This window comes from Parafrankia colletiae (genome assembly GCF_001854655.1).
GTDB lineage: Bacteria > Actinomycetota > Actinomycetes > Frankiales > Frankiaceae > Parafrankia > Parafrankia colletiae.
This window is the reverse complement of sequence record NZ_MBLM01000146.1, coordinates 1-25,782: the sequence shown is the minus strand read 5'-3', so window position 1 is coordinate 25,782 and position 25,782 is coordinate 1. Positions and strand designations below refer to the sequence as shown.

Here is a 25,782-nt window from a genome sequence, read left to right as displayed (position 1 = left end):
GGCCTGCTTGGCACCCGATCAGGAGAGCTCGATTGATCCGCACATCGTTCAACGACGGCTGGTCGTACCGCCGGAAGCCCGACGCCTTCCAGGCTCTGCTCGGCAGGGCGAACGAGGGCTGGGAAGCGGTGCGGTTGCCGCATGACGCGATGGTCCGCCGCGAGCGGAGCGGTACCGATCCGGAGGCTGGTCACCGGGGCTACTTTCCGGCGGACGGCTATGAGTACAGGAAGACCTTCTTCGTTCCGGAGGACTACCAGGACTGCCGGGTGACGTTCGAGTTCGAAGGCGTCTACCGCCATGGCCGGGTCTACATCAACGGCGACCTTGCCGGGCAGTGCGCCAGCGGCTACTCCACCTTCCTGATTCGCGCCGATCACCTGCTGCGGTACGGGGCGGACAACGAGGTACGGGTCGAGGCCCGCAGCCAGGACGACAGYCGGTGGTACACCGGCGGTGGCATCTACCGCGGCACGAGCATCATCGTCGCCGGGCTGCTGCATCTGGCTCTCGACGGCGTGCGGATCACCACTCCTGTCATCGAGAGCGATGCGGCGCTCGTGGCCGTGGCGACCGAGATCCAGAACGAATCGGCGGTGAYACGGACCGTCGAGGTTCGCAACGACATCGTGGGCGCCGATGGCGAGATCGTCGCCAGCGACGTCGCACCGGTCACCGTGTTCCCCGGTGACAGTGCTCTGCTGCGCCAGCGGCTGGTCGTTCCCGAGCCCCGGCTGTGGGGTGTGGAGCACCCCGATCTCTATACCTGCCGAACCTCCGTCACCGCCGGAGGCGAGCGACTCGACGAACAGACGACGCGCTTCGGCATCCGCACGTTGACCGTCGACGCACGGCGGGGTCTTCGGATCAACGGTGAGGGCGTGAAGCTACGTGGCGCCTGTATTCACCACGACAACGGTGTGCTCGGAGCGGCGACCATCGATCGGGCCGAGTGGCGCCGGGTGGAGATCCTCAGGCAGGCCGGCTTCAACGCGATCCGCAGCGCCCACAACCCGATCAGCCGGGGGCTCCTCGACGCCTGCGACGAGCTCGGAATGATCGTGATGGACGAGCTGAGTGATGTCTGGACCCGGGCGAAGTCCGCGCACGACTACGCCGGCGATTTCGCCGGCTCGTGGGAGGCGGACATTCGTGCGCTGGTCATGAAGGACCTCAACCATCCCAGCGTCGTCTTCTTCTCGATCGGCAACGAGATCCCGGAGGTGGGCACCGCCCCTGGCGCGGTACTCGGTCGCCGGCTCGCCGAGAAGGTCCGCGAACTCGACGACACCCGGTTCGTCACCAACGCCGTGAACGGCCTGCTCGCCGCGGGACCGGATCTCTTCTCGACCATGACCGCCGGCCRGGAGAAATCCGCCGAGGACGGTACCGCGGAGGCCGGCACCGCCGGCACCGCCGGAGACGAGACCGGCGACGTCAACGACGTCATGACCCGCCTGCGGGAGTTCATGCCGACGTTGATGACCTCGGAGCTCGTGACGACGCGCACCGCGGAGTCCATGGCCTACCTGGATGTCGCCGGCTACAACTACCTCGAATCCCGCTATGAGCTCGACCGGACACTGTTTCCCAACCGGGTGATCGTCGGCACCGAGACCCACCCCTCGGACATCGACCGCAACTGGCGGCTCGTACGGGACAACGATCACGTCATCGGAGACTTCACCTGGACCGGCTGGGACTATCTGGGCGAGCCAGGAATCGGCAGGGTCGAGTACCAGAGCGATCCCACGGCGCAGGCCAGTGGCACGCCTGGCCATCAGGGGGCCTACCCGTGGCTCACAGCCTGGTGTGGTGACATCGACATCACCGGTCATCGGCGCCCGGCCTCCTACTACCGGGAGGTCGTCTTCGGGCTGCGAACCACGCCCTACATCGCCGTCCATCGCCCCGAGCGGCATGGTGAACCGGTCCGGCTGGCGACCTGGTGGTCGTGGAGCGACTCGATCTCAAGCTGGAGCTGGAGCGGTCACGAGGACAGGCCGGTCCGGGTCGACGTCTACTCCGCCGCGGACGACGTCGAACTCCTGGTCAACGGCCGCTCGGTCGGCAGGGCTCCGGCGGGGGAGAAGCACCGTTTCACCGCCTCCTTCGACACCGTCTTCGAGCCCGGCTCGCTCACGGCCGTCGCCTACACCGACGGCCACGAGACCGGCCGGACCGCCCTTCGCTCCGCCACCGGCGAGGTCCGGCTCGACGTCATCGCCGACCGGGAGCAGATCACGGCCGACGACCGCGATCTGGCCTTCGTGTCCATCACCCTGGTTGACGCGGACGGCAGTCTGTACAACACCGCCGACCGCAGGGTCTCCGTCGAACTGACCGGGCCGGCAGTGCTGCAGGGCTTCGGCAGCGCGAACCCGCGGTCGGAGGAGAACTTCTTCGACACGGTACGAACGACGTTCGACGGGCGGGCGCTCGCCGTGATCCGTCCGACCGCGCCCGGTTCGATCACGCTGACCGTCACGGCCGACGGCTGCCCACCCGCGGCCGTCCAGGTCGAGGCAGTGCCGGCGGAGCAGACCGGGGAACTTCGATGACCGGCCTGTCCTCTGTCCTCGAGGGTCACCGCTCCTCTCTGTCCACTGCCACCGTCAGCGACGCCTTACCTGCGTCACCGACAACCCTCCGAAAGTAGGCCAACGGTGTCCGACCTGTTCGGGTTCCGGGCAACGCCCGCGGACCCGGGGTGCTCATGAGCGCTCCCGATGCTCCCCCTTCGGGGACCRTGACCTCCGTGGCCGGGTTAGCCGCCGGGCTGATCGACGCRGAGGCGGAGCGGCAGGAGCGACAGGCCCAGGATCAGCGCGAAGAGCTGTTCGCGRACAGTCTCCTGCCGGGTGTCGGTGGCGAGCCCCTGTCACTGCGTGAGGGGCTGGCCGCGGGTGGGTCACTGACGTTTCTGATTCTRGTGCTGTTGAACGCGCTGGACGAACTGGAGTCGGCGGCGCTGTCGGTCCTGGCCCCGGACATCCGGGACTCCTTCGGGCTGTCCGACGGCGCGATCGTGTTCATCTCGGCGGCCGCCGGCGCCTTCCTGGTGCTGGGCGCGCTGCCGATGGGATATCTGGCCGACCATTTCCGGCGCAGCCGGGTGATCGGCTGGGCGGGCGTCGCCTTCTCGGCGATGGTGCTCGCGTCCGGCCTGGCCGCAAGCGCGTTCCTGTTCTTTCTGGCCCGGTTCGGTGTCGGGATCGCGAAGTCGAGCAACAACACGGTGCACGGATCGCTGATCGCTGACGCTTATCCGATCGGCGTGCGTGGGCGGCTTTCCGCCTCGATCTACGGTGCGGCGCGGGTCACCGGCGCGCTGAGCCCGCTGGTCGTCGCGGGCATCGCGACCTGGGCGGGTGGCGAGGACGGCTGGCGGTGGCCGTTCCTCGTCCTCGGCCTGCCCGCGCTGGTCGTCGCCATCATCGCCTTCCGGCTGCCGGAGCCGGCACGGGGCCAGCAGGAGATGAAGTCGGTTCTCGGCGAGGTGGTCGAGGACGCGGAGGCGATGCCGATCTCGGTGGAGGCGGCCTTCGCGCGGCTCATGCGGATCCGGACCGTGAAGACGGCGGTCACCGCGTTCTCCGCGCTGGGGTTCAGCCTGTTCACCACGAGTGTGCTGGCGAACCTGTGGGCTGAGGACCACTACGGGATGTCGACGTTCCAGCGTGGTCTGATGGGCTCGCTCGGCGGTGCCGCACTGGTTGTCGCGCTGCCGATTGTCGCGCCTCGCTACGACCGGCTCTACCACCGCGATCCGGAGCGTGCGGTCAGGCTGYTCGGGGTGTGCGTGCTGCCGGGTGCGGTGCTGCTGCCGATCCAGTGGTTCATGCCGGGCTGGGTCGCCTTCATGCTGCTGAGCGTTCCGGGTGCGGTGTTCGCGTCGGTCGCGTTCGCGATGGTCGGCCCGGTGGTGCAGTCCGTGACGCCGTACMGCCTGCGCGGGCTGGGCATGGCGCTGGCGGCGGTCTACATGTTCTTCGTCGGCGCCACCGGCGGTGCGGTCCTGTCCGGGCTGATCAGCAACGCCTACGACCCCCGGGTCGCCGTGCTCGTGATCGGGATCCCCGCGACCCTGGTCGGCGGGCTGATGATGATCCGTGGCGCGTCGTTCGTGAAGAGCGACCTGTCCCTGGTGGTCGCGGACCTGCGGGAGGAGCTCGCCGAACGCGACCGGCGGAACGCCGACCCGGAGAACATCCCGGTTCTGCAGGTCAACAACATCGACTTCTCCTACGGCAACGTGCAGGTGCTGTTCGATGTCGCCTTCGAGGTCCGCCGCGGCGAGACCCTGGCGCTGCTCGGGACGAACGGCGCCGGCAAGTCGACCATCCTGAAGGTCATCTGCGGACTCGGCACCCCGTCCCGCGGAGTCGTGCGGCTCGGCGGGCGCACGATCACCTACGTCGCGCCGGAACAACGCGGGAAGTACGGCGTACACCTGCTGCCCGGCGGCAAGGGCGTGTTCGCCGACATGACGATCCGGGAGAACCTGGAGATGGCGGCGTTCCGGATGCGCCGCGACCGGGCCGACCGCGACCGTCGGTTCGCCTACGTCCTCGATCTGTTCCCCGATCTCGCCAGCCGCGAGTCACAGCTGGCCGGCTCGTTGTCCGGCGGTCAGCAGCAGATGCTCGCGCTCGCGATGGTGCTGCTGAACGACCCCGAGGTCCTGCTCATCGACGAGCTGTCCCTGGGCCTCGCGCCGGCCATCGTGCAGGACCTGCTGGCCATCCTCGAACGGCTCAAGGCCGACGGGCTGACGATCGTCGTCGTCGAACAGTCCCTGAACATCGCCCTCGCCGTCGCCGACCGGGCCGTGTTCCTGGAGAAGGGCCAGGTCCGCTTCACCGGCCCGGCCCGTGAGCTCGCCGAACGCGACGACCTGGCCCGCGCCGTGTTCCTCGGCCGGGAAGGCGGCTGACCACCATGCAGATGCCCACCGCACAGCTGCTGTTCGACGGCGCGGTCACCGGGCTGGTCATCGGCCTGCTCGCGATCAGCATCGTCCTGGTTCACCGATCCACCCGGGTCATCAACTTCGCGGTCGCGAACATGGGCCTCATCGGCTCTGCGCTGTTCGCGCTGTTCGTCGTCCGCTGGGGCGTCCCCTACTGGGTGGCACTGCCGCTGTCGCTGATCGTCGGCGCGGCCTTCGGCGCGCTCGTCGACCTCACGGTGATCCGCCGCCTGTTCCGGGCACCCCGGGTGATCCTGCTCGTCGCCACCATCGGCGTCGCCCAGCTCGCCCTGACCGTCGTCACCGGCCTGCCGGACCTCGATGACTACTCGACGGAGTACTACCCGGTGCCGTGGGATGGCGCCTGGTCGCCCTCCTCGGACCTGCGGATCACCGGCGCCCAGCTGAGCGTCCTGGCCACGGTTCCCGTCGTCGCYCTGCTGCTCGGCCTGTTCCTGAGCCGCACGGTGCTCGGCCGTACGGTCCGGGCGTCGGCCAGCAATCCCGAACTCGCCCGGTTGCAGGGCATCAGCCCGAAGGCCGTCTCCACCGCGATGTGGGCGCTCGCCGGACTGGTCGGCACGCTCTGCCTGATCCTGATCTCGGCGCAGAACAAGTCGCTGAACCAGCTCACCACTCTGGGCCCCACCACCCTCGTCCGGGCGCTGGCGGCGGCGGTGATCGCCCGCATGGTGTCGATGCGCGTCGCGATGCTCGCCGGGGTGCTGCTGGGTCTGCTGCAGTCGTTCATCCAGTTCAACTGGCTCGACGAGCCGGGCCTGACCGACCTGGTGATCTTCCTGCTGGTCCTGGCCGCCGTCTTCGTGGTCAGCCGCGGCCGCGACGCCGAGACCTCGGCGTTCTCGTTCGCCCCGAAGGTCCGGCCCGTCCCGGAACGGCTGCGTGACCTGTGGTGGATCCGCCACCTGGAGCGCGTCCCGTTCCTGCTCCTCGGCGTGCTCGCCCTCGTCCTCCCGCTGCTGGTCCACCAGTCCTCCCGGCAGCTGCTGTACACGATCATTCTCGGCTACGCCATCTGCGCGGCGTCGGTCACGATTCTCACCGGCTGGGCCGGGCAGCTCTCCCTCGGCCAGATGGCCTTCGCCGGCCTCGGCGCGCTCACCGCCGCGGCGCTCAACCGCGGCCTGCGGATCCCGCTCGGGGGCAGTACCGTCAGCCTGAACGCGCTGCCCTTCCCCGTGTCCGTGCTGATCGCGAGTCTCGTCACGGCCGCGATCGCCGCGGTGGTGGGTGCGGGGGCACTACGGGTCCGCGGCCTGCTGCTCGCGGTCAGCACCTTCGCCTTCGGGATCGCCGCCGAACAGTTCCTCTACCGGCGCGATCTGTTCCAGGACGAGGGAGCGCACACCGCCTCGTTCCCCCGCAGCACCGCCTTCGGGATCGACATCACCGACCAGCGCAGCTACTACTACCTCGTCCTGGTCGTCCTGGCCGTCGTGCTCGCAGTCGTCGCCCGGCTGCGCCGCTCGGGCGTCGGGCGCACCACCATCGGCGTCCGGGACAACCCGTGGACGGCGGCCGCCTACACCGTCCGGGCAACGCGGGTGAAACTGCGCGCCTTCGCGCTCGCCGGCGGCATCGCCGGCCTCGGAGGAAGCCTCCTGGCCGGCGCGGTCCAGAACGTTCCCTACTCCGACAGGTACTTCCTGTCCGCCGACTCGCTCGCCCTCGTGTCCATCGTGGTCATCGGTGGCCTCGGCTCGGTGTACGGCCCCGTCCTCGGCGCCCTGTGGGTCATCGGCCTGCCCGCGATCTTCCCGGACAACGACATCGTCCCCCTGCTCACCTCCAGCCTCGGCCTCCTCGTCCTCCTCCTCTACTTCCCCGGCGGTCTCGTCCAGATCGGCTACAGCGCTCGCGACGTCCTCCTGCGTGCCGCCGAGCGGCGCCTGGGATCCCCACCAGCCCGCGCGCCGCAGGCGGCGCCCGCCAGGGTGCTGAGCCGGACCATCGAACGCGAGCCACTCCCCGCCGAGCTGGCGGTCCTGCGAACCACCGACCTGCGCGTCCGGTTCGGCGGCCTCACCGCCGTGGACGGCGTCTCCCTCCAGGTGAAACCAGGCGAGATCATCGGCCTGATCGGCACCAACGGCGCCGGCAAGTCCACCCTCATGAACGCCATCGGCGGCTTCCTCCCCGCGGGCGGCACCGTCGAGCTCGCCGGCCAGGACATCACCGGCGCCAGCCCCGCCGCCCGCGCCCGCGCCGGCCTCGGCCGCACCTTCCAGACCGCCACGCTCTTCCCCGAGCTCACCGTCCGCCAGACCGTCCAGATCGCCCTGGAAGCACGCGGCCGCACCGGACTCCTCAGCACCGCCCTCCACCTTCCCCACACCTTCCGCCACGAACGCGCCCAACGAGCCGCGGCCGACGACCTCATTGGCTTCCTCGGCCTCGGCCGCTATACCGACGCGTTTGTCGCCGACCTGTCCACCGGCACCCGCCGCATCGTCGAACTCGCCGGCCTCCTCGCTCTCGACGCACGCCTGCTCTGCCTCGACGAACCGACAGCGGGAGTCGCCCAACGCGAGACGGAGGCCTTCGGGCCACTAATCCAGGAAATCCGCCGCGAACTCGACGCAGCCATGCTCGTCATCGAGCACGACATGCCACTGATCATGGGGATCAGTGACCGCGTCTACTGCCTGGAAACCGGGCGGGTGATCGCCGACGGAGAACCCGACCAGGTACGCAACGACCCGAAGGTCATCGCGAGCTACCTGGGCACCGACGAACGCGCCATCAGTCGCAGCGGCAGCGTGCCCGGCCCGGCGGCAACCGGCCCCGAGGTCATCAGTGCGTCGTCCACGTAGGCGAAGCGCCCAAAAGCTCCACCGAGATCCAGCCTGTCCGCTCAGTCGCCCTCTTTCTGGAGTTCTGAAAGATGACCGCACCCCGCCGCGCCCGCCGATACGGCTCTTTATTACTTGCGACAGCCACCGCACTCACCCTCGCCGCCTGTAGCGTCGAGTCGGACGACGACAACGACACGCCGGGCACCGGCGGGACAGCCGCGGAGGTGTATCCCGCCCCGCCGGCACCGGCAACCGCGACCGGGGTCACCGCCGACAGCATCAAGATCGGCTTCGTCTATCCCGACCTGGAGAAGGTCAAGCAGTACGTCGACGTCGACCATGGCGACTACCAGGCCGTCTTCCAGGCGTTGGTCGACGAGGTCAACGAGGACGGCGGTATCGCAGGTCGCAGAATCGAGCCGGTCTACGGCGCGGTCGACGTGCTGTCCCCGGCGGGTGCCTCGGAGACCTGCGTCAAGCTGACCGAGGACGAGAAGGTCTTCGCCGTCCTCGGCAGCCTCAACGCCGAAGATGTGACCTGTTACGTGCAGACCCACAAGACGCTCGTCGTCGGTGGTGACCTCACCGCCGAGCGCTACGCCAAGGCCCAGGCGCCCTGGGTCTCCGACCTGCGCGGCGGCGACGAGCTCGGCGAGGGCCTCCAGCAGTTCATCGACAACGGCGCCCTGTCCGGCAAGAAGCTGGCGGTCGTCGCCTACCGCGACGACCAGGCGGTCCTGGACAAGGTCGTGCTGTCCAGCCTGCGCGCCAAGAACATCCCCGTGACCGAGACAGGTGTCCTGGACGCCGACACCACGGACCCGGCCGCCGTCTCGTCGCAGCTGAACGTCTTCATCCAGAAGTTCCAGTCCGCGGGTGTGGACACCGTGCTCCTCGTCGGCGGCTCCCAGGCCCAGTTCCCCGCCGAGATCCAGAAGGGCAGCTACCGGCCCCGTCTGCTGTTCGCGAATGCCTCCACGGCCAGTTCCTACGTTCTGGGCTCCCGGGGCGGCGATCTGAGCGCGCTGGACAACGCCCTCGCGCTCGGGCAGGCCACCAACTACGCACCGGCCAACAACCCGTGCGTCAGCACTGTCGAGGCCGCGCTGCCCCAGACCCGGGGAAAGATCATCGAGCCGGCGCTCACCCCGAGCGGGGAACCAGCCTGGGGCACGTCCGAGGCAGCTGCCTGCCGTTACCTGACCCTGTTCAGGGCCATCGCCGAGAAGGCGGGCAAGGACCTCACCTACAAGTCCTTCCAGGACGCCGCGTTCTCCCTCGGCGACTTCCGCCTGCCGACGGTCGTCGACGAGGCGACGTACAGCCGCGAGTCGCCGGCCGGCAACATCCCACCGCGGATCCTGCCCTGGAACCCGGAGCGGAAGGCGTTCCTCCTCAGCAGCTGATCGGCTGCTGTCCGGCGCTGCCCGACCGGCTGACGCCGGCCGGGCAGCGCCACATCACCGGACGAGCCGCGGCGCGAAGAGGAGACCCCGTCTTGACCGTCACCACACTGACCCCCGAGAAGGTCGCGGACCTGGTCTCCCAGCTCACCCTGGAGCAGAAGGTCGCCCAGCTCACGGGGTTCGCCGTCACCGATCTCGTCGTGCGTCCCACCAGCCCCGGCCCGGGCGGGGCGGACCCGCGGAAGACCAGCCCGGCCATCGACGTCAGCCGGCTGCCGGCGCTGCGGCCCCACGGTGTGGGGCACCTGTCACTGGCCTGGTTCCTCGGCCACGACGCCGACAGCCTGCGGTCCGATCTCGCGCGGGTCCAGGCGGCGGTCCGGGAGACGACGCCGTTCGGGATCGGGGCGCTCATCCACTTCGAGGCGATCAGCGGCCTGCTGCACAGCTCGGGCCCGCAGTTCCCGACCTCCTGGGCGCAGGCGGCCACCTGGGATCCCGCGCTCGTGACACGGGCCGCGGCCGTGAGCGCCGCCCACATGCGCGCAGCCGGGATCCAGCATGCGCTCTCCCCGGTCATGGACCTCGCCCGCGATCCACGCTGGGGCCGCGTCCATGAGACCTACGGGGAAGACCCGGAGCTGGCCGCACAGTTCTCCGTCGCCTTCGTACGCGGCATCCAGGGCGCCGACGGCGAGTCGGGAGTGCTGGCCTGTGGCAAGCACTTCGTCGGATACGGCGCCTCCGAGGGAGGCCTCAACCAGGCCATCACCCAGCTCGGCCGGCGGGCCCTCGTCGACGAGTACGCCGAGCCGTTCCGCCGTGCCATCGCCGAGGCCGACCTCGCGACCATCATGAACTCCTACAACGAAATCGACGGCATCCCCTGCGCCGCCGACCGCTGGCTGCTCACCGAGCTGCTGCGCGAGCAGCTCGGCTTCACCGGCCTGGTCGTCAGCGACTACGACTCCGTGACGCTGCAGACCCGCTTCTTCAACACCGCTGTCTCACCGGCGCACGCCGCAGTCCAGGCGGTCAGCGCAGGCCTCGACGTCGAGCTCCCCGGCGACACGAACTACTCCCAGCTGGTGGAGGAGGTCAGCAGCGGCCGGCTCGACGAGAAGATCATCGACATCGCCACCACCCGYGTCCTCGCTGCGAAGGCCCGCGCCGGCCTCATCCCCGGCCTGTCGGCGCGCGGGTCCGCTCCCGCGACCGGAACACCGGAGCGCGCCGAGCCGGCGACGGTACGCCGCGCCATCGCCGAGCGGGGAATGGTCCTGCTCGACAACGACGGCACCCTCCCGCTCACGCCCCACGGCGGCCGCATCGTCGTGGTCGGCCCCGCAGCCGACGAACTGCGCATCCACTTCGGCGCCTACACCTCGGTCTCGAACGCCGAGGTACCGCTGGGAATGGTCGCGGTGATGACCGGCCAGGTCCCGGGAGTCGACCCGGCGACCTTCGTCTTCACCGACATCTTCCAGCCCCGGATGCCCGGGATGGACGAACGGTTCGAGGCCGAGGCACGCAGACTCCACCCCGACGCGCCCACTGTGCTCGACGCACTGCGGCGGACCGACTCGTCCATCGCGTACGCCCCGCTCGGGCGGTTCGAGGCTGACGCCGAACACCCCCTGGACGGCGCCGATGTCGAGCAGGCCGTGGCCGATGCCGACATCGTCATCGCCGTGGTCGGCGAGCGGACCGGCTGGGTCGGCAACAACACCGCCGGTGAAGGCCAGTCGACCGCCTCGCCCACCCTGCCGGGCGACCAGGAGGCGCTCATCACGCTGCTGGCCGCCACGGGGAAGCCGCTGGTGACCGTGGTCGTCTCCGGACGACCGTTGCTGCTCGGCCCGGTCGCCCAGGCGTCGAACGCCGTCCTGCTCGCACCGCTGCTCGGCGAGGAGGCCGGCGCGGCGATCGCCGACACGGTCTTCGGCACGGTCAACCCCAGCGGCAAACTGCCCAGCACCTTCCCCCGCCACCTCGGCCAGGTGCCCCTCTACCACGGACATCACCACGGCAGTGGCTACGGCCACCCCACGGGCTCCCGGCACGGCTACAACGACCTCGCCGACAACGGACCGCTCTACCCCTTCGGCCACGGCCTGTCCTACAGCACCTTCGACATCGCCCTCGACGACTCCGCCGGGGCAGCCGTCGAGGAGGTCGACGGGGTCATCCGAGCACGGCTCGTCGTGACCAACGCCAGCGAGGTCGACGGTGAGACCGTCGTCCAGCTCTACGCCCGCGACAAAGCCGCGATGGTGGTCCGCCCCGTGCGACAGCTGATCGGTTTCACCCGGCTCACGCTGGTGGCGGGCCAACGCACGACCGTCTCGCTCGACGCCCCCGTCGAGCGCCTCTTCTACACGATGGTCGACGGCTCCCGGGGTGTCGAGGCCGGCGAGGTGACCCTGCTCGCCGGGTTCAGCAGCGATGACATCCGCGCCACCGGGACGATCACCATTCCCGCGCGCAGCGCCTGAGCTCCGGTCCCTCCCGGTTCCGGGCCGCGTCCACCCCGCGGCGCCTGGCGGGAGACCAGCATCGATCAAGGAGAACGCAGCATGTCGCATGGTCAGGGTCACCGTGCCCACTGAGCATGGCGAGGAGCGAACCCTCACGCCTTTCGCCGGCTGGGTCCGCTGCCTGGAGACAACACGTCCCGAGGTGATAGCCGAGCGGATACCGGCTGGTCCGGACACCGCGGCCCTCACCGCCCACTACCCCGAACTGGCCCGGGTCGAGGTCCGTGACGTGACCATCGACGGCGCCGGACGGATGCCGGCCCGGCTCTACCGCGAGCCGGGCCGCGCGACAGACGCGGCGCTGGTCTGGGCGCACGGTGGCGCCTTCGTCACCGGTGATCTCGACGGCGCGGGCACCTGAACGAACCGTTCACGCCAGCGGCCGAGCGCAGCCTGGACCGGATCACGGCGTGGCTGACCTCCACGACGGCTCCGCACCGGCCCCTGCCCGCCGGCGACTGATCGCCCAGCCAGCCAGCGAGAACGAGGGAGCTCAGGCCAGTGAACGTCAATCCGATCCTGCCCGGCTTTCACCCGGACCCGACGATCTGCCGGGTCGGTGACGACTACTACCTGGCCACGTCCAGTTTCGAGTACTTCCCCGGGGTGCCGATCTTCCACAGCACCGACCTGACCGCCTGGGAGCAGATCGGCAACGTGCTCACCCGCCCCAGCCAGCTGAAGGTGTCAGCCGGCCTGGCCGGTGCGAACGCGGGCATCTACGMGCCGACACTGCGGCACCGCGACGGCCGGTTCTGGCTGATCACCACCAATCGCACCGACGTCCTCAGAGGCCACCTGATCGTCCACACCGCGGACCCCGCCGGGCCCTGGAGCGAGCCGACCTACGTCGGCCGGGCGATCGGTATCGACCCCGACCTGGCCTGGGACCTCGACGGGACCTGCTACGTCAGCTGGACCCGCCCGGACGCGGGCATTCTCCAGGCGGCCGTCGATCCCGAGAGCGGCAAGCTCCTGACCCAGCCGCAGACGTTGTGGCGTGGGACCGGGCTCGCGCATCCCGAAGGCCCGCATCTGTTCCACCGTGACGGCTGGTGGTATCTCGTCATTGCCGAAGGCGGCACGGAGCGGGGCCACGCCGTGACAGTGGCGCGGTCACGCGCCATCACTGGGCCGTTCGCCGGCAACCCCGCCAATCCCATCCTGACCCGGGCCGGCACCGACCACGCGGTGCAGAACACCGGCCACGCGGATCTGGTCGAGCGTCCCGACGGATCCTGGGCCATGGTGCACCTCGGGGTCCGGCCCCGGGGCACGACGCCACAGTTCCACGTCAACGGACGGGAGACCTTCCTGGCCGGCATCGACTGGGCCGACGGCTGGCCCACCGTCGTCGAGGACCGGTTCGCACCCGCGCCGGCGGTGACGTCCTTCGACGACGACTTCTCCGCCGCGGCCCTGCATCCCCGCTGGATCTCGCCCGGCACCGACCCCGCCACCTTCGTCCGGCGCCGCGCCGGAGGCGGGATCACGCTCGCCGCCGGCCGCGCCGCCGACGCACGCGAGGCACGGCATCTGCTCGCGACCTGTGCCCGGGACGCGCAGTGGCAGGCCACGGCACTCGTTCCCGACGGAGACGCCAGCCTGACCGTGCGCGTTGACGACGCCCACTGGGCCGCCGTCCAGCGGCAGGGCCGGACCCTGCGCGTCCGGGTGGTGATCGGCCCTCTCGACCAGACACTCGCGGCGCAGGACGGGATCGCCGCGGAGCATCTCCTCGCCATCCGCGCGGTCACCTACCCCGAAGGTCCCGGTCTCAGCCAGGGCCCCGACCTGATCGAGCTCGGCTGGGTCCGGGACGGCGCCTTCCAGGCCCTCGCCGCTGTCGACGGCCGGTACCTGTCCACCGAAGTCGCCAGTGGCTTCACCGGCCGGGTCATCGGTGTCGAGGCGGTGGGCAACACCGACGCCACGCTCGCCCGTTTCGCCTACCAGGCGATCGGGTCGAGCTGACCCGGCACAGCACCGACACCCTGTCGCGCGACGGCGCTGCGCCGCGCGTCGCCACGAAGATCAACATCACTCGAAACCGGACGGATCCGTCCAGTTGTCGGCGGAACCGGCGCCGGGGTGGACGGCCGACGGCTATCTGTTCGGTGGCCAGTCCGTACCTCCTGGTGGGCGCCCTCGTCTGAGAGGGCTGGAGGCTGCCCGATGATCAGTGCTCCTGCCGGCGGTTGACCAAAACTAGACGCCATCGTACGTTTTATGTCGTCGTTCCACACCGGCCCGGTACCTTGGAGACAGCTGATGCCGCACTTCACCAAGCCCGTCGAGGGCAGCTGGACGGAGCACTTCCCCGATCTGGGAACCGATTTCGTCTCGTTCGATGATTCGATCTCGCCGGAGCACTACGAGCTGGAACGCAAGGCGATCTTTGAGCGGAGCTGGCTCAGTGTCGGCCGCGTGGAGCAGATTCCGAAGCGGGGAGACTACTTCACCAAGGAGATCGCCGCCGCCCGTACCTCGATCATCGTCGTTCGTGACAACGAGGACCAGATTCGTGCCTTCCACAACGTCTGCCGCCACCGCGGCAACAAGCTGGTGTGGAATGACTTCCCGCACGAGGAGGTCGAGGGCGCCACGCGCCAGTTCCAGTGCAAGTACCACGCCTGGCGCTACGGGCTCGACGGCGCCTGCACCTTCGTCCAGCAGGAGTCGGAGTTCTTCGACCTCGACAAGTCGAAGCTCGGTCTCGCGGCAGTGCGCTGTGAGGTCTGGGAAGGCTTCATCTTCATCAACCTCGACAACGAGGACAACACCCCGGTGCGCGAGTACCTCGGGCGGTTCGCGAAAGGCATGGAAGGCTACCCGTTCGACCAGATGACCGAGGTCTACCGGTACCGGGCGCCCGTCAGGAGTAACTGGAAGCTCTATATCGACGCGTTCGCCGAGTTCTACCACGCGCCCGTCCTGCATGCGAAGCAGTACGTGGGCAACGAATCCCGCAAGCTCATGAGCTACGGCTACGAGGGGCTCCACTACGACCTCGACGGCCGGCACTCGATGCAGTCCGCGTGGGGCGGTATGTCACCGCCCAAGGACCTCTCCATGGTGAAGCCGATCGAACGCATTCTGCGCAGCGGCAACTTCGGACCCTGGGACCGTCCCGACATCACGGGTCTCGACCCGCTGCCCGAGGGCGTCAACCCGTCGGGCCACCGGGCATGGGGCAACGACTCGTATCTGTTCTTCCCGAACTTCATGATCCTGATCTGGGCGCCGGGCTGGTATCTCACGTACCACTACTGGCCGACTGCGTACAACCAGCACATCTTCGAGGGGACGCTGTACTTCGTCCCGCCGAAGAATGCGGCGGAGCGTCTCCGTCACGAGCTGGCCGCGGTCACGTTCAAGGAGTTCGCGCTGCAGGACTGCAACACCCTCGAGGCGACGCAGACCATGCTCGAGTCCCGCGCGGTCCGGGATTTTCCGCTCAACGACCAGGAGATCCTCATCCGTCATCTCCACAAGTCCGCGAACGACGCCGTCGCCGCCTACCAGGCCGCGACGAAGTAACCCCGGCGGGGAGACACGGCCAGCAGAGAAAGAAGGGGCCATGGGTATCACCGGAAATAAGATCACGCCGAACACCGGGACAGTGTTCACCGGACTCAGGGGCTAGACAGCTTGTCGACCCGGACGTCGCCGGGGCCACTCTGATGGCACTCGAGGAGACCGGCGTCGTCGTCTTCAGCGAGGCCAGCATCGACGACGAGGACCTGATTGCCTTCGGTCGGCTGCTCGGCAACGTCCTGCCACTGCCGATGGGCGGCCACAAGTACAAGGAGATCCAGCGGATCACCCGCGACGCGTCGCAGAGCAGGCTGGCGGCGTACCGCGAGGCCACGTTCCACTGGCACATCGACGGGACCACCGGCGAAGTGCCGGACAAGGCCACCCTGCTCACCGCGCGACAGGTGACCGACGACGGCGAGGGCGACACCGAGTTCGCCAACACCTACGCCGCCTACGAAGCACTTCCCGAGGCGGAGAAGGCCGAGCTGGCGGATCTGTCTGCCCTGCACAGCTTCGCCGCGTCCCAGCTCGTCGCCATTCCCAACCCCTCACCATTCCCAACCCCTCACCTGAGGAACGGACGCTCTGGGACCGCAACCCGACCCGGAAGCAGCCGATCGTCTGGACCCGCGGCAGTGGCCGCAAGTCGCTGCTCGTCGGCTCCACCGCGGGCGAGGTCATCGACCAGGTTGATGCACCGTGCATCACTGGCCGGAGAGGAAGCTGTCGCGTAGTTCTGCTTCGCGCGGGGTCTGCGCCCGTGAACCGCTGCCGCTGCGGTTCACGGCGCGTGCCACCCGATCACTGGCAACGTCGCATCGCCTCCCGCGGCCCGGCGTGACACCTAGACGATGATCGGCAGCTTCTCGTAGCCGCGGACGGTGCTGGTGTGCAGGCGCACCGTGTTGTCATGGTCGACGTCCCAGGTCGGGAACCGGCGCAGGGTCTCCTCCAGGGCGATGCGTCCCTCCATGCGGGCGAGGGAGGCGCCGAGGCAGAAGTGGACGCCGCGGCCCAGGGAGAGGTGGCGGTCGAACGTGCGCCGGGTGTCGTAGCGGTCCGGGTCGTCGTACTTGCGATCGTCACGCCCGGCGGAGCCGGTGAGCAGCAGGATTTTGGACCTGGCGGGGATCGTGGTACCGTGCAGTTCGACGTCGCGGGTGAGAACACGGCCCTGGACGGGAGACGGCGCCTCGTGGCGCAGGGTCTCCTCGACCGCGCCCGGCAGCAGCGACGGGTCGGCGGCCAGGGCGGCCCGCTGGTCGGGGTGGGCAGCCAGCAGGACGCCGGCCCAGCCGAGCAGCCGTGCGACGGTCTCCGTGCCTGCCGAGACGAGCAGCCCGGTGAAGTCCGAGGCCTCGCGGAGGCTGAGCCGGCGGGTGCCGTCCTCGGTGGTGATCTCCGCCTGGATGAGCGCGGTCATCATGTCATCCCGGGGGTTCCGCGCTCGTTCCTCGAGCTGCCCCGTCAGGTAGGCGTGGAACTGGGCGGTGGCCGCCATGGCGGTCTCGTTGAACATGCCTTTTTCCGGGTCCAGATAGAACGTCCCGTCGATCATCTTCCGGACGTCCTCCCGGTCGGCGGGGTCGACGCCGATGAGCTGGGAGATGACCAGGGAGGGGAGCTGGGCGGCGAAGTCCTGGACGAAGTCGAACCCGCCGCTGCCGATCTGACGGTCGAGCAGCTCGGCGGACAGGTCACGGATGACGCCCTCGAGGCCACCGACGCGGCGCGGGGTGAAGGCCCGGGAGACCAGGACGCGCAGGGTGGTGTGCGCGGGCGGGTCCATGAAGATCATCTGGCCGGTGTCCCACGGTTCCGGCTTCATCAGCTCGAGGACCGTGCCGTACTTGGAGCTGTAGGTCTCGGGATCGAGGTGGGCCGCGTCGACGTCGGCGAAGCGGGAGAGGGCGTAGAAGTCGAACTTCTCGTTGCGATAGACCGGTGCGTCGTCACGCATCCGCTTCCACAGCGGGTGGGGGTCGACGTCGATCTCCTTGTCGAACGGGTCCCAGTACAGATCGTCCGTCACAGGATGAGTCCTTTCGTTGGTGCCAGCGGGATGAGGCTCAGGCCGTGCGGGGGCAGGGCCCTCACCCGGACTCCCGGATGACCAGGCGTGGCCGCAGGGCAGCCTCCATGTCCGGATCAAGGTCGTGGCCGTCGAGGAGCCGTCGGATCGAGGACGCGACCACCCGCGCGATCTCTGGCACGACGAAGCTGGTGGTGGTGAGTGCGGGCCGCAGCGCGGCGCCGAGCGGATCGTCGCCTGAGCCGACCACCGCGATGTCTTGGGGGACTTCCAGCCCAGCCTCGAGCAGCTTGTGGATGAGCAGGATGGCGAACTGGTCGTTGCTGGCGTACACCGCGTCGGGGCGGTGCGCCGGATCGCGCCATCGGCCGACCACCGGCGCGATGCTGTCTGAGGACAGTTCGCAGTCCACCCGTTCAACCGGCACGTTGTCAGCTGCCGCGACCTGCACCACAGCGTGGTGACGCCGCGCGGAGACCTCCGCCAGCGCCCCACCGGGCACCAGGCAGGCGAGGCGCCGACTGCCCCTCGTGAGCAGGTGCTGCGTCGCCAGACGGGCCGCCGCGGCGGGATCGAGTGGCACGGTGGGCGCGTAGGTCACGCTCGGGACGCCGGTCAGCAGGATCGCCTGCACGCCCGCCCGCCGCAGCAGCTCCACGGCGGCCGGGGTACCGCGGGACACATCGAGGTACACCGCGGCGGGGCGAAGTTCGGCCCAGGCGTGGGCTCCCCGTGCGCCGTTGGTGGTGCGGTCGCCGTGCATCAGCAGGACCAGGTCGCGGTCGGCCAGTTCCCGATCGAGGTTCTCGAGGAACTCGTCCTGACCGGGGATGACTGCGGACCGTGACATGGGCACCAGGACGATGTTGCTGCGTCCGGCGCGCAGCGCCCGGGCCGACGCGTTCGGGGCGTACTGCAGCTCCTGTGCCGCCGCGAGGACCCGCTGCCGGGTCCGTTCGCTGACCGGGTGGTCGGTGCTGTTGAGGACGTGGGAGACCGTTGCCCGCGACACGCCGGCACGCCGTGCCACATCAGCGCTGGTGGGCCGCGCCGGCGCCGCCGGCGCCACGGTGGGGCCCGACCGCCCCTCAGATTTGTCGATCATCGACCGGCACTGCATCGACCACCCGTCCGTTACCTGCATCCCGGCTGTCCACTTGTGCGCGTACTTTACACGTGTAACTATGGCCTCACATTACACGTGTCACACGTGGATCAAGGTGTCGCGTGAGACACCGTTGCCGCCGGCCTCCGGGCGGCGGAGCAGAGCCGCGACGGCGCCCGGCTGTGGTGCCCTCTGGAGAATGGGGTACGTATGGCATTTCGCTGGGGTATCGCGGGCACCGGGGCGATCGCCAGAGGTTTCGCCGACGCGCTGAGTCGCCTTCCGGAGGCTCAGCTGGTCGCCGTCGGTTCCCGCAGCCGGCAGACCGCCGACGAATTCGGTGAGAAGTACGGCATCGCCCCGCACCGCAGGTACGACTCGTACGAGCTCCTTGCCGCCGACGACGGTATCGATATCGTTTATGTGGCCTCCCCGCACTCGCATCATCACGAGCACACCCTGCTTTTCCTGAAATCCGGGCACGGGGTGCTGTGTGAGAAGCCGTTCGCGCTCAACGCCGGCCAGGCCGCCGACATGGTCGCCATGGCCAGAGCGCACGGAAGGTTCCTGATGGAGGCGATGTGGAGCCGATTCCTGCCCGCCTACGCCACGCTGCGTGAACTGGTGACGGCCGGTGAGATCGGTACCGTGCTCTCGGTTGAGGGTGACTTCGGATTCCGGTTGCCGATGACACCCACCCACCGGCTGTTCGACCCTGCCCTGGGCGGCGGTGCGCTGCTGGACCTGGGCGTCTACCCGGTGTCGCTGGCCAGCATGCTGCTCGGTGAGCCGAGCCGGGTCGCGGCGTTCGGGCAGCTCGGCGAGACCGGTGTCGATGAGCACCTCGCCGTCCTGACCTCCTACGACAGTGGCGCGATCGCCATCGCCAAGGCCTCGCTCCGTGCTGGCCTGACATGTACCGGCCGGGTCACCGGCACCGCCGGAAGCATTGAGCTGCCGGCGTTCATGCACTGCCCGGACGAGCTCGTCGTGCAACGGGGGAGTGGCACCGAGCGTCTGCACCTGCCGGCCGCCCGGGACGGCGACGGCGACGGGACGGCCGGTGGAGGCCTGCATCACCAGGCCCGTCATGTACACGAACGGTTGCGGTCCGGGCACCTCGACAGCGACATCATGCCGCTGGGCGAATCAGTCTCGATCATGCGGACGCTCGACGCCGCACGCGCCCAGATCGGTGTGCGCTACCCCGCCGACAACGCCTGACGCCGCGCCGCCTGAAAACCTCACGGTTCTTTCTCGGATCCTCACATCACGCTTCCYGTTCCTGGGGCGTGSGCTGCCATGATTTTTGCGTAGAAGCAAAACATGAACATGTGTGACGGTGTCGACCTGATGTCGATCATTTCACTCGTGATGCTCTGGAGGAAAAATGAGAATGCGCGGTACTGCTGTCGCGGCGCTGGTTCTGGGGGTGCTTACGGTCTTCACCACCGCACCGTCCCAGGCCGCCTCCGGCCCTGCATAAACGGGCGGCCCGGAGGCCGGTTCCCCGTTGGGTGTCCTACCCGAGCACATCCGCCAGCTGCCCTTACCCGAGGGGGTCGGCGCGGCAACGAAACCCCAGTTTTCTCCCGACGGCCGCAGCCTTTTCGTGATTGACGAGAACGGCGAGGTCTGGGATTATCGGCTCGACCGTGGCCACGGCACCGACCGGCGGCCAAAGGCCACGAAACTGACCGGGAGCTTCGCCCCGAAGGTACTACGGGCAACCCCGCTCACCAACGGTGATCTCGTCCTGTGCGCACCAGCCGACGCCACCGGCGGGCGCATCGACGGGAAGATCTGGCTGATGCAGCGCCCGCTCGGGCAGAGGCCGCCGGTGCCGCTCAACCAGTCGTGCTGGGAGGGCATCGCCGTCTCGCACGCACCCGGTTCCATGACGATCGCCTGGGTCCGTTCCCAGTACGACTTCTACGACCCCGACCGGGATATCCAGACCGCCCAGTCCCAGATCTTCACCGGCCGCATCAGCTATGACCGCCGCGGTACGCCGTCGCTGGTCGACGCGACCAAGATCGTCGATCGCGACGACTTCCCCGGGCCGGTGCTGTTGGAGTCCCAGGACTTCCGCTCCGTGCGAGGCCGGCACGGCACCGACCGTCAACTTCTCTTCACCATGTACGGGTACCAGGGCTCCGAGGTCATGAGCATCGACCGCGTGACCGGGCAGATCGTCAACCACTCCCGCTCGCCCTGGTACGACGAGGCCGAGGGCATCGACCCGGCCGGCCGCTGGATCCTCGCCGAACGGGATGTCACCAGCACCCTGGGGCCGATCAGCATCGACCTCTGGCGGGTGCCCCTGGACGGCGAGGCGACGTGGGAACGCCTCACCTACTTCACCGAGTTCGACGGATACGGCGCCAACCAACCTGTCGTATCACCGGATTCCCGGTGGATCGCCTTCACCCTGAAGGACCCCAACGACGATCATGGTGAGGGCTCCGCGCTCCTGCTCTTCGACCTCGAGAAATGGGACAGGAGCGGGCAGGGCCATGCGTCGGTCGAAGCGGACCGACTTCCGCCCTACTCGCCGCAACCAGCCACCTGACCCCCGCTTCGTCGGTCCCGGGCCGCGCTGGTCGCGCGGCCCGGGACCGTGGCTTCTACCCGTCGGCCGCAGCGAGTTCTTCGGCGATCGCGGGCAGGAGCTCGCGCGGGACGGCACCTGAGGCGGAGATGGTGAGGGTGAACAGTGAGGCACTCGGGGCCATCCGGAGCAGCGGGCCGTCGAACAGGATTCCCAGGCCGTGGTCACGGACGATCTGCTCGGCCTTCGGATCGTCGGCGAGCTCGCCGATCGGCGTGTGCACGCTGAGGCGCCCGGTGGGGTAGTCCTCGGCACGCGGCGGCGGCGCGGTGGCCGCGGCGGCGATGCGCTGGCGTTGAACGCGCACCAGCAGGTGATCGGCGGTCACGGGCCCGGTGATCGGTAGGCCCAGGCGCTCGAACTGCGACGGCGGTGCATCCGAGGTGTGCAGGAGGTCGACGAGCAGGCGGGTCATGCGCAGTTCCAGCTCGTCGTCTTCCAGGGGGTGCTCCTGCGCGGGATCGGTCTGCAGGTCGAACAGCAGGCTGCCGAAGGAGTTCGGGTTGGGTAGCGCCATACCCGGAGTTCGGAGCACCGGGGCCTCCTTGGTGAACGCGAACGTGCCGGGCGGCAGCAGTTCGGCGTCGCGGAGCTCCTTCGGCGAGAAGCGGGCCTGCATGTGCGTCGGCATCAGAGTGTGCTCGTAGAGCGGCCGGTTCATCGCGGTCGCTGCGGCCCGCATGTAGACATAGCGGCCGTCGGTGACACTCACATGGCCGCCGAACAGGCCGAAGAGCGCCGCCTCGCGCACCGGTGTGTCGTCGGCGACCGTCGGCCCCAGCGGAGAACCCATCATGTCCGGGGTGCGGTCGACGCCGAAGAACTCCAGCACGGTCGGGCCGAGGTCGATGGTCTGGACGAGCGACTGTCGGTGTTGCGCGGTACGGCGGCTGCGCGGGTCCCAGATGAACAGCGGGGTGTGAATCGTCTCGTCGTACCACGGCTGGACGTTCTTTCCCCACCAGCCGTGCTCACCGAGCAGGAAACCGTGGTCGGTGCAGACGATGAGCATCGTGTCGTCCCACAGCTCATGCTCGTCCATGGCGTCCAGAACACGGCCGAGATTGCGGTCGCACATGGACAGCAGCGCGGCGTACTCATAGCGGACGTGCTCGACCTGTTCGGGCGTCTCGCGGACTGTCTGGTAGTCGGGCCAGTCGAAGCGCGGGCCGTCGTAGTCGTGCGGGTACAGCTCCTTGTAGTGGTCCTGGGTGAAGAACGGTTCGTGGGGATCGAATGTCTCGATCTGGAGGAACCAGTGGTTCTCGCCGTGGTTGGTCCGGATGAACTCCAGACCGGCGTCGAACGTCAGGGTCTGCGGCTGGTCGGCCTCGGTGGTGAGATAGCCGCGGTTGATCCAGTCCTGCCGCCACGCCTCCCCGCGCCGGGTCCGGATGCTCTCGGGGATCTCGGGTTCGGCGACATGGCCCTTCCAGGGGTCGCCTTCCTGCCCGCGCAGCAGCTCGAAGGTCCGGAATCGGTTGTGGTAGGTGGCGCCGCCGTCCGCCCAGTAGTAGGGGTGGTCGGTGACCAGATGCGTGTACACACCGTGGTCGCCGAGCAGCTCAGGGCACGAGTCGTCGAAGGGTTCCAGAGGGCCCCAGCCGCGGTGCAGGAAGTTGTAGCGGCCGGTGTGCAGTTCTCGGCGCGCCGGCATGCACGGCATGCTGCCGGCGTAGCAGGTGTCGAAGGTGACCGTGCGCTCCGCGAGCCGGGTGAAGTTCGGCGCATGGACCCAGTCGGGTCCGCCGTAGGGCGGCAGAAACCGTCGGTTGAGAGTGTCGAACATCACCATGATCGCCTTCATGCGAGTCCCTCCCGGCGCGGCCGCCGCGATGTGTGGCAGTGATTACTATGTTCGTGAGAACATATAGTGCGGTAATGGCGTGAACAAGCCGAAGAGGTGTGGGCGGGGGGTTGGATGTCCGTGCAGGGGCCGGCCGATGGGACACCGAGCTGTTGCGCACCGCCGCGTGGCAGCGTCGCCGAGCTGTCGACCGCAGCGCGGCCGCCGACCACCGCGCGGCCGCCGACCACCGCGCGGCCGCCGACCACCGCGCGGCCGCCGGACGACGAGCGGACCGGCCACGGCGCGGCGCCCGGCGAGATGGTGGTCGTCGCGGGCGGAGAGTTCCTCATGGGTACCGAGGACGCGGACGGTTTCCCGTCCGACGGTGAGGGGCCGGTACGTCGGGTCCGGGTCGACTCCTTCGCCATCGACGCGCACGCCGTCACCAACGCCCGGTTCGCTGCCTTTGTGGACGCGACCGGCTATGTCACGGAGGCGGAGCGTCTCGGCTGGTCCTACGTGTTCGCGGGCTTCCTGCCCGCGGCGTTGCGGCGCGGCGCCCCCCGCCCCGCGCGCACGCCCTGGTGGTGCGGGGTGACCGGGGCGAACTGGTGCCGTCCGGAAGGGCCGGGCAGCTCGACGGCCCAACGGCAGGACCATCCGGTGGTCCATGTGTCGTGGAACGACGCCGCTGTGTTCTGCCGGTGGGCGGGCACCCGCCTGCCCACCGAGGCGGAGTGGGAGTACGCGGCACGTGGGGGTCTGGAACAGCGCCGTTTCCCGTGGGGCGACGAGCTGGACCCGGCGGGTGAGTATCGATGCAACATCTGGCGCGGGAACTTCCCCACCAGGAACCTCGCCACCGACGGCTACCGCGGCACCGCGCCGGTCGACGCGTACGAGCCAAACGGTTACGGGCTGTACAACATGTCGGGCAATGTCTGGGAGTGGTGCGCCGACTGGTGGACGACCGACCATGGCGATCCGGCGTCGGTCGCGATCAACCCGGCCGGGCCGGCGAAGGGCCGGGACAAGGTGATCCGCGGCGGATCACACCTGTGCCACGACTCCTACTGCAACCGCTACCGGGTCGCCGCGCGCACCGCGAACAGCGTTGACAGCTCCAGCGGTCACGCGGGGTTCCGCTGCGCTCGCAGTCTCGACCGGCCCACCAGGTGAGAGCCGGGAAAAGTACCGAGGAACATAGGTGGCGCTGACCGGGCGCTCCTCGGTGGCCCGGCGTCCGATCCGCCCGTCGCTCGGGGACGGAGACCCGGGGGCGACCCAGAGGCGACCCGTGGGGACGGTCTGTAGACACTGATCTGCGCCAACAGCTCCGGGCGGGAGGACGGCCGTGCACCTCGATTTCGTGATCCTCGGCATGCTGGCCATGCGTCGTCTCTCCGGCTATGACCTCCGACGTGGGATGGAGGGGCCACTGCGGTTCATCGGCTATGGCGTCCAGCTACCGCAGATCTACCGCCGGCTCGGTCGACTCACCGACCAGGGCCTCGTGGAGTTCGAGGTCGACCCACGCGACGGACGACCCACCGCGAAGGTGTACACGCTGACCGAGGCAGGCCGCCAGCATCTGGTGGCGTGGGCGCGTTCACCCTACGAACCCTCGACGCGGCCCATGGACCCCGACTTCATTCTCCGCTTCGTCTTCGGCGGCCAGATCGACCGCCAGATCGCCGTTGACGTGGTCCGCACCGAACTGGAGTACCGACTCGCGAACGTCAGCCCGGACGGTCGGATGCAGCAACCGCCCGGCGATCTCGAACCCCAGATTCCCGACGTCGATCCGGCGTTCGCGCGGGAGATCTACCTCCTCGCCCACGAGTGGGGTTATACGTCCGTCCGCGCGTACGTCACCTGGCTCCAGCTCACCCTGATCCGGCTTGAGGAGTCGGGTCGCGCCGACGGATCTCCTCGCCGGCCGGCGCCGAACAGCCCGCCGACCGACTGCGATCACCCGGCCTGACCGGGACTCGCGGGATGGCCACCGCCAGCTCGAGCGAGTACTCGGGTGAGCCAGTGTTCGCGGGCCGCGAGAGTGTCGACGGTGAGAGCGGCTCTGGGCGCGTAGCCCTCGTAGCCGTGGTACCCGCCGCGCCAGACGTGGAGTTCGGCGTCGCCGCCGCCGGCCCAGATCGTCGAGGCGAAGGCGACGGCCTCGTCGCGGAAGAGATCGACCGAACCGACGTCGATGAAGGTCGGGGGGAGCCCGCTCAGGTCGGTCGCCCGGGCGGGCGCCGCGTAGAGGGACACGTCGTCCGTGCCGACGCGATCCCCGAGCAGCATGCGCCATCCGGTCTCGTTGCTGGTCCGGCTCCACGGCAGGGCGCCGGTCATATGGGCCGAGGCGGTGTTCATCCGGTCGTCGAGCATCGGGGACGACAGCAGCAGCCCGGCGAGGCCGGGCCCACCGTCGTCGCGGACGCGCAGCGCCGTGCCTGCGGCGAGCCCACCGCCGGCGCTGCCGCCGGCCAGGATGAGCGCCGCGGCGTCGATTCCCAGCTCGCCGGCGTGATCCGCCGTCCAGCGCAGTGCGGCGTAACAGTCGTCAACGGGTGTGGGAGCAGGATGCTCCGGAGGGAGCCGGTATTCGACGGACACGACCACGGCGGCGGCTGCCGCCGCCAGGCGAAGAGCCGGCTCGACCATGAAACGATGCCCGGCGACCATGCCGCCGCCGTGTATCCACACGATTCCCGGGCCGGCGCCGGCGTGATCCCGAGAGGTGAACACCGAGACGGTGATCTCCGCGTCCGCGTCCGAGACCGGGACCGCGCGCTCCTGCTCGGTGATGGGGAACTCCCCGAGTACCATTTCGGGCTCTCCGCAGTCGGCTGGAGGGCGTGCCCGGCCATGAACTGTGCGTGACGACCTGGGGTGACGGAATGTAGTCACGCTTTGGTTCGGGGAATGTGGGGCACCCGCCCGCTGAAATGATCGCTCTTACCAGAGAAGA

Annotated in this window: 17 protein-coding genes; 13 read left to right on the top strand and 4 right to left on the bottom strand. The window is 69.1% G+C overall.

Going from position 1 to position 25,782, the window contains the following annotated elements; translation table 11 throughout:
- Positions 1-32: 32 nt before the first annotated feature.
- The 9 genes from CC117_RS25935 (at position 33) to CC117_RS25895 (ending at position 16,005) form a co-directional block, all read left to right on the top strand.
- Positions 33-2,561: a glycoside hydrolase family 2 TIM barrel-domain containing protein gene (locus tag CC117_RS25935; RefSeq protein WP_071088622.1), complete on the top strand. Its 2,529-nt coding sequence runs from the start codon at positions 33-35 to the stop codon at positions 2,559-2,561.
- 155 nt (positions 2,562-2,716) lie between these two features.
- Complete coding sequence (locus tag CC117_RS25930; protein ID WP_071088686.1) at positions 2,717-4,936, top strand: ATP-binding protein; 2,220 nt, start codon at positions 2,717-2,719, stop codon at positions 4,934-4,936.
- A 5-nt stretch (positions 4,937-4,941) separates the two neighbouring features.
- Positions 4,942-7,806, top strand: a complete 2,865-nt coding sequence (locus CC117_RS25925; RefSeq protein WP_071088620.1) for a branched-chain amino acid ABC transporter permease/ATP-binding protein — start codon at positions 4,942-4,944, stop codon at positions 7,804-7,806.
- 71 nt (positions 7,807-7,877) lie between these two features.
- On the top strand, positions 7,878-9,194 hold the full coding sequence (locus CC117_RS25920) for an ABC transporter substrate-binding protein (RefSeq protein ID WP_071088618.1): 1,317 nt from the start codon (positions 7,878-7,880) through the stop codon (positions 9,192-9,194).
- 92 nt (positions 9,195-9,286) lie between these two features.
- Entirely contained in the window at positions 9,287-11,689 is a 2,403-nt protein-coding gene (locus CC117_RS25915; protein WP_071088616.1) for a glycoside hydrolase family 3 N-terminal domain-containing protein, read from the top strand.
- Positions 11,690-11,792: 103 nt separating this feature from the next.
- Positions 11,793-12,092: a hypothetical protein gene (locus CC117_RS25910; protein ID WP_241830427.1), complete on the top strand. Its 300-nt coding sequence runs from the start codon at positions 11,793-11,795 to the stop codon at positions 12,090-12,092.
- A gap of 140 nt (positions 12,093-12,232) precedes the next feature.
- Entirely contained in the window at positions 12,233-13,705 is a 1,473-nt protein-coding gene (locus CC117_RS25905; RefSeq protein WP_071088611.1) for a glycoside hydrolase family 43 protein, read from the top strand.
- Positions 13,706-14,002: 297 nt separating this feature from the next.
- Positions 14,003-15,271 (top strand): aromatic ring-hydroxylating oxygenase subunit alpha, encoded by a 1,269-nt coding sequence (locus CC117_RS25900; RefSeq protein ID WP_071088609.1) that lies wholly within the window; start codon positions 14,003-14,005, stop codon positions 15,269-15,271.
- Between the two features lie 143 nt (positions 15,272-15,414).
- Positions 15,415-16,005, top strand: coding sequence for a TauD/TfdA dioxygenase family protein (locus tag CC117_RS25895; RefSeq protein WP_241830426.1), 591 nt, complete (start codon positions 15,415-15,417; stop codon positions 16,003-16,005).
- Between the two features lie 110 nt (positions 16,006-16,115).
- Here the strand turns inward: CC117_RS25895 and CC117_RS25890 are convergent, their stop codons facing one another.
- Positions 16,116-17,303, bottom strand: a complete 1,188-nt coding sequence (locus CC117_RS25890) for a cytochrome P450 (protein WP_071088607.1) — start codon at positions 17,301-17,303, stop codon at positions 16,116-16,118.
- A gap of 61 nt (positions 17,304-17,364) precedes the next feature.
- Entirely contained in the window at positions 17,365-18,408 is a 1,044-nt protein-coding gene (locus CC117_RS25885; protein ID WP_071088684.1) for a LacI family DNA-binding transcriptional regulator, read from the bottom strand.
- A 210-nt stretch (positions 18,409-18,618) separates the two neighbouring features.
- Between CC117_RS25885 and CC117_RS25880 the strand changes: the two genes are divergently transcribed.
- Together CC117_RS25880 and CC117_RS37595 are read left to right on the top strand one after the other, a co-directional pair.
- On the top strand, positions 18,619-19,632 hold the full coding sequence (locus CC117_RS25880; protein ID WP_084132803.1) for a Gfo/Idh/MocA family protein: 1,014 nt from the start codon (positions 18,619-18,621) through the stop codon (positions 19,630-19,632).
- Between the two features lie 388 nt (positions 19,633-20,020).
- A complete protein-coding gene (locus CC117_RS37595; RefSeq protein ID WP_071088605.1) occupies positions 20,021-20,980 on the top strand; it encodes a TolB family protein in 960 nt (319 codons plus the stop codon).
- A 55-nt stretch (positions 20,981-21,035) separates the two neighbouring features.
- Here CC117_RS37595 and CC117_RS25870 read toward each other — a convergent pair whose 3' ends face one another.
- On the bottom strand, positions 21,036-22,826 hold the full coding sequence (locus tag CC117_RS25870) for a sulfatase (RefSeq protein ID WP_071088603.1): 1,791 nt from the start codon (positions 22,824-22,826) through the stop codon (positions 21,036-21,038).
- Between the two features lie 300 nt (positions 22,827-23,126).
- On the opposite strand from CC117_RS25870, the gene CC117_RS25865 reads away from it, so the two are divergent.
- Complete coding sequence (locus CC117_RS25865) at positions 23,127-23,987, top strand: formylglycine-generating enzyme family protein (RefSeq protein WP_071088681.1); 861 nt, start codon at positions 23,127-23,129, stop codon at positions 23,985-23,987.
- Between the two features lie 175 nt (positions 23,988-24,162).
- On the top strand, positions 24,163-24,792 hold the full coding sequence (locus tag CC117_RS25860; RefSeq protein ID WP_071088601.1) for a PadR family transcriptional regulator: 630 nt from the start codon (positions 24,163-24,165) through the stop codon (positions 24,790-24,792).
- On the opposite strand, the gene CC117_RS25855 is transcribed toward CC117_RS25860, so the two are convergent.
- Positions 24,780-25,640, bottom strand: coding sequence for an alpha/beta hydrolase fold domain-containing protein (locus tag CC117_RS25855; protein WP_084132799.1), 861 nt, complete (start codon positions 25,638-25,640; stop codon positions 24,780-24,782). The two genes, CC117_RS25860 and CC117_RS25855, sit on opposite strands and share 13 nt — an antisense overlap.
- Between the last annotated feature and the right edge of the window lie 142 nt (positions 25,641-25,782).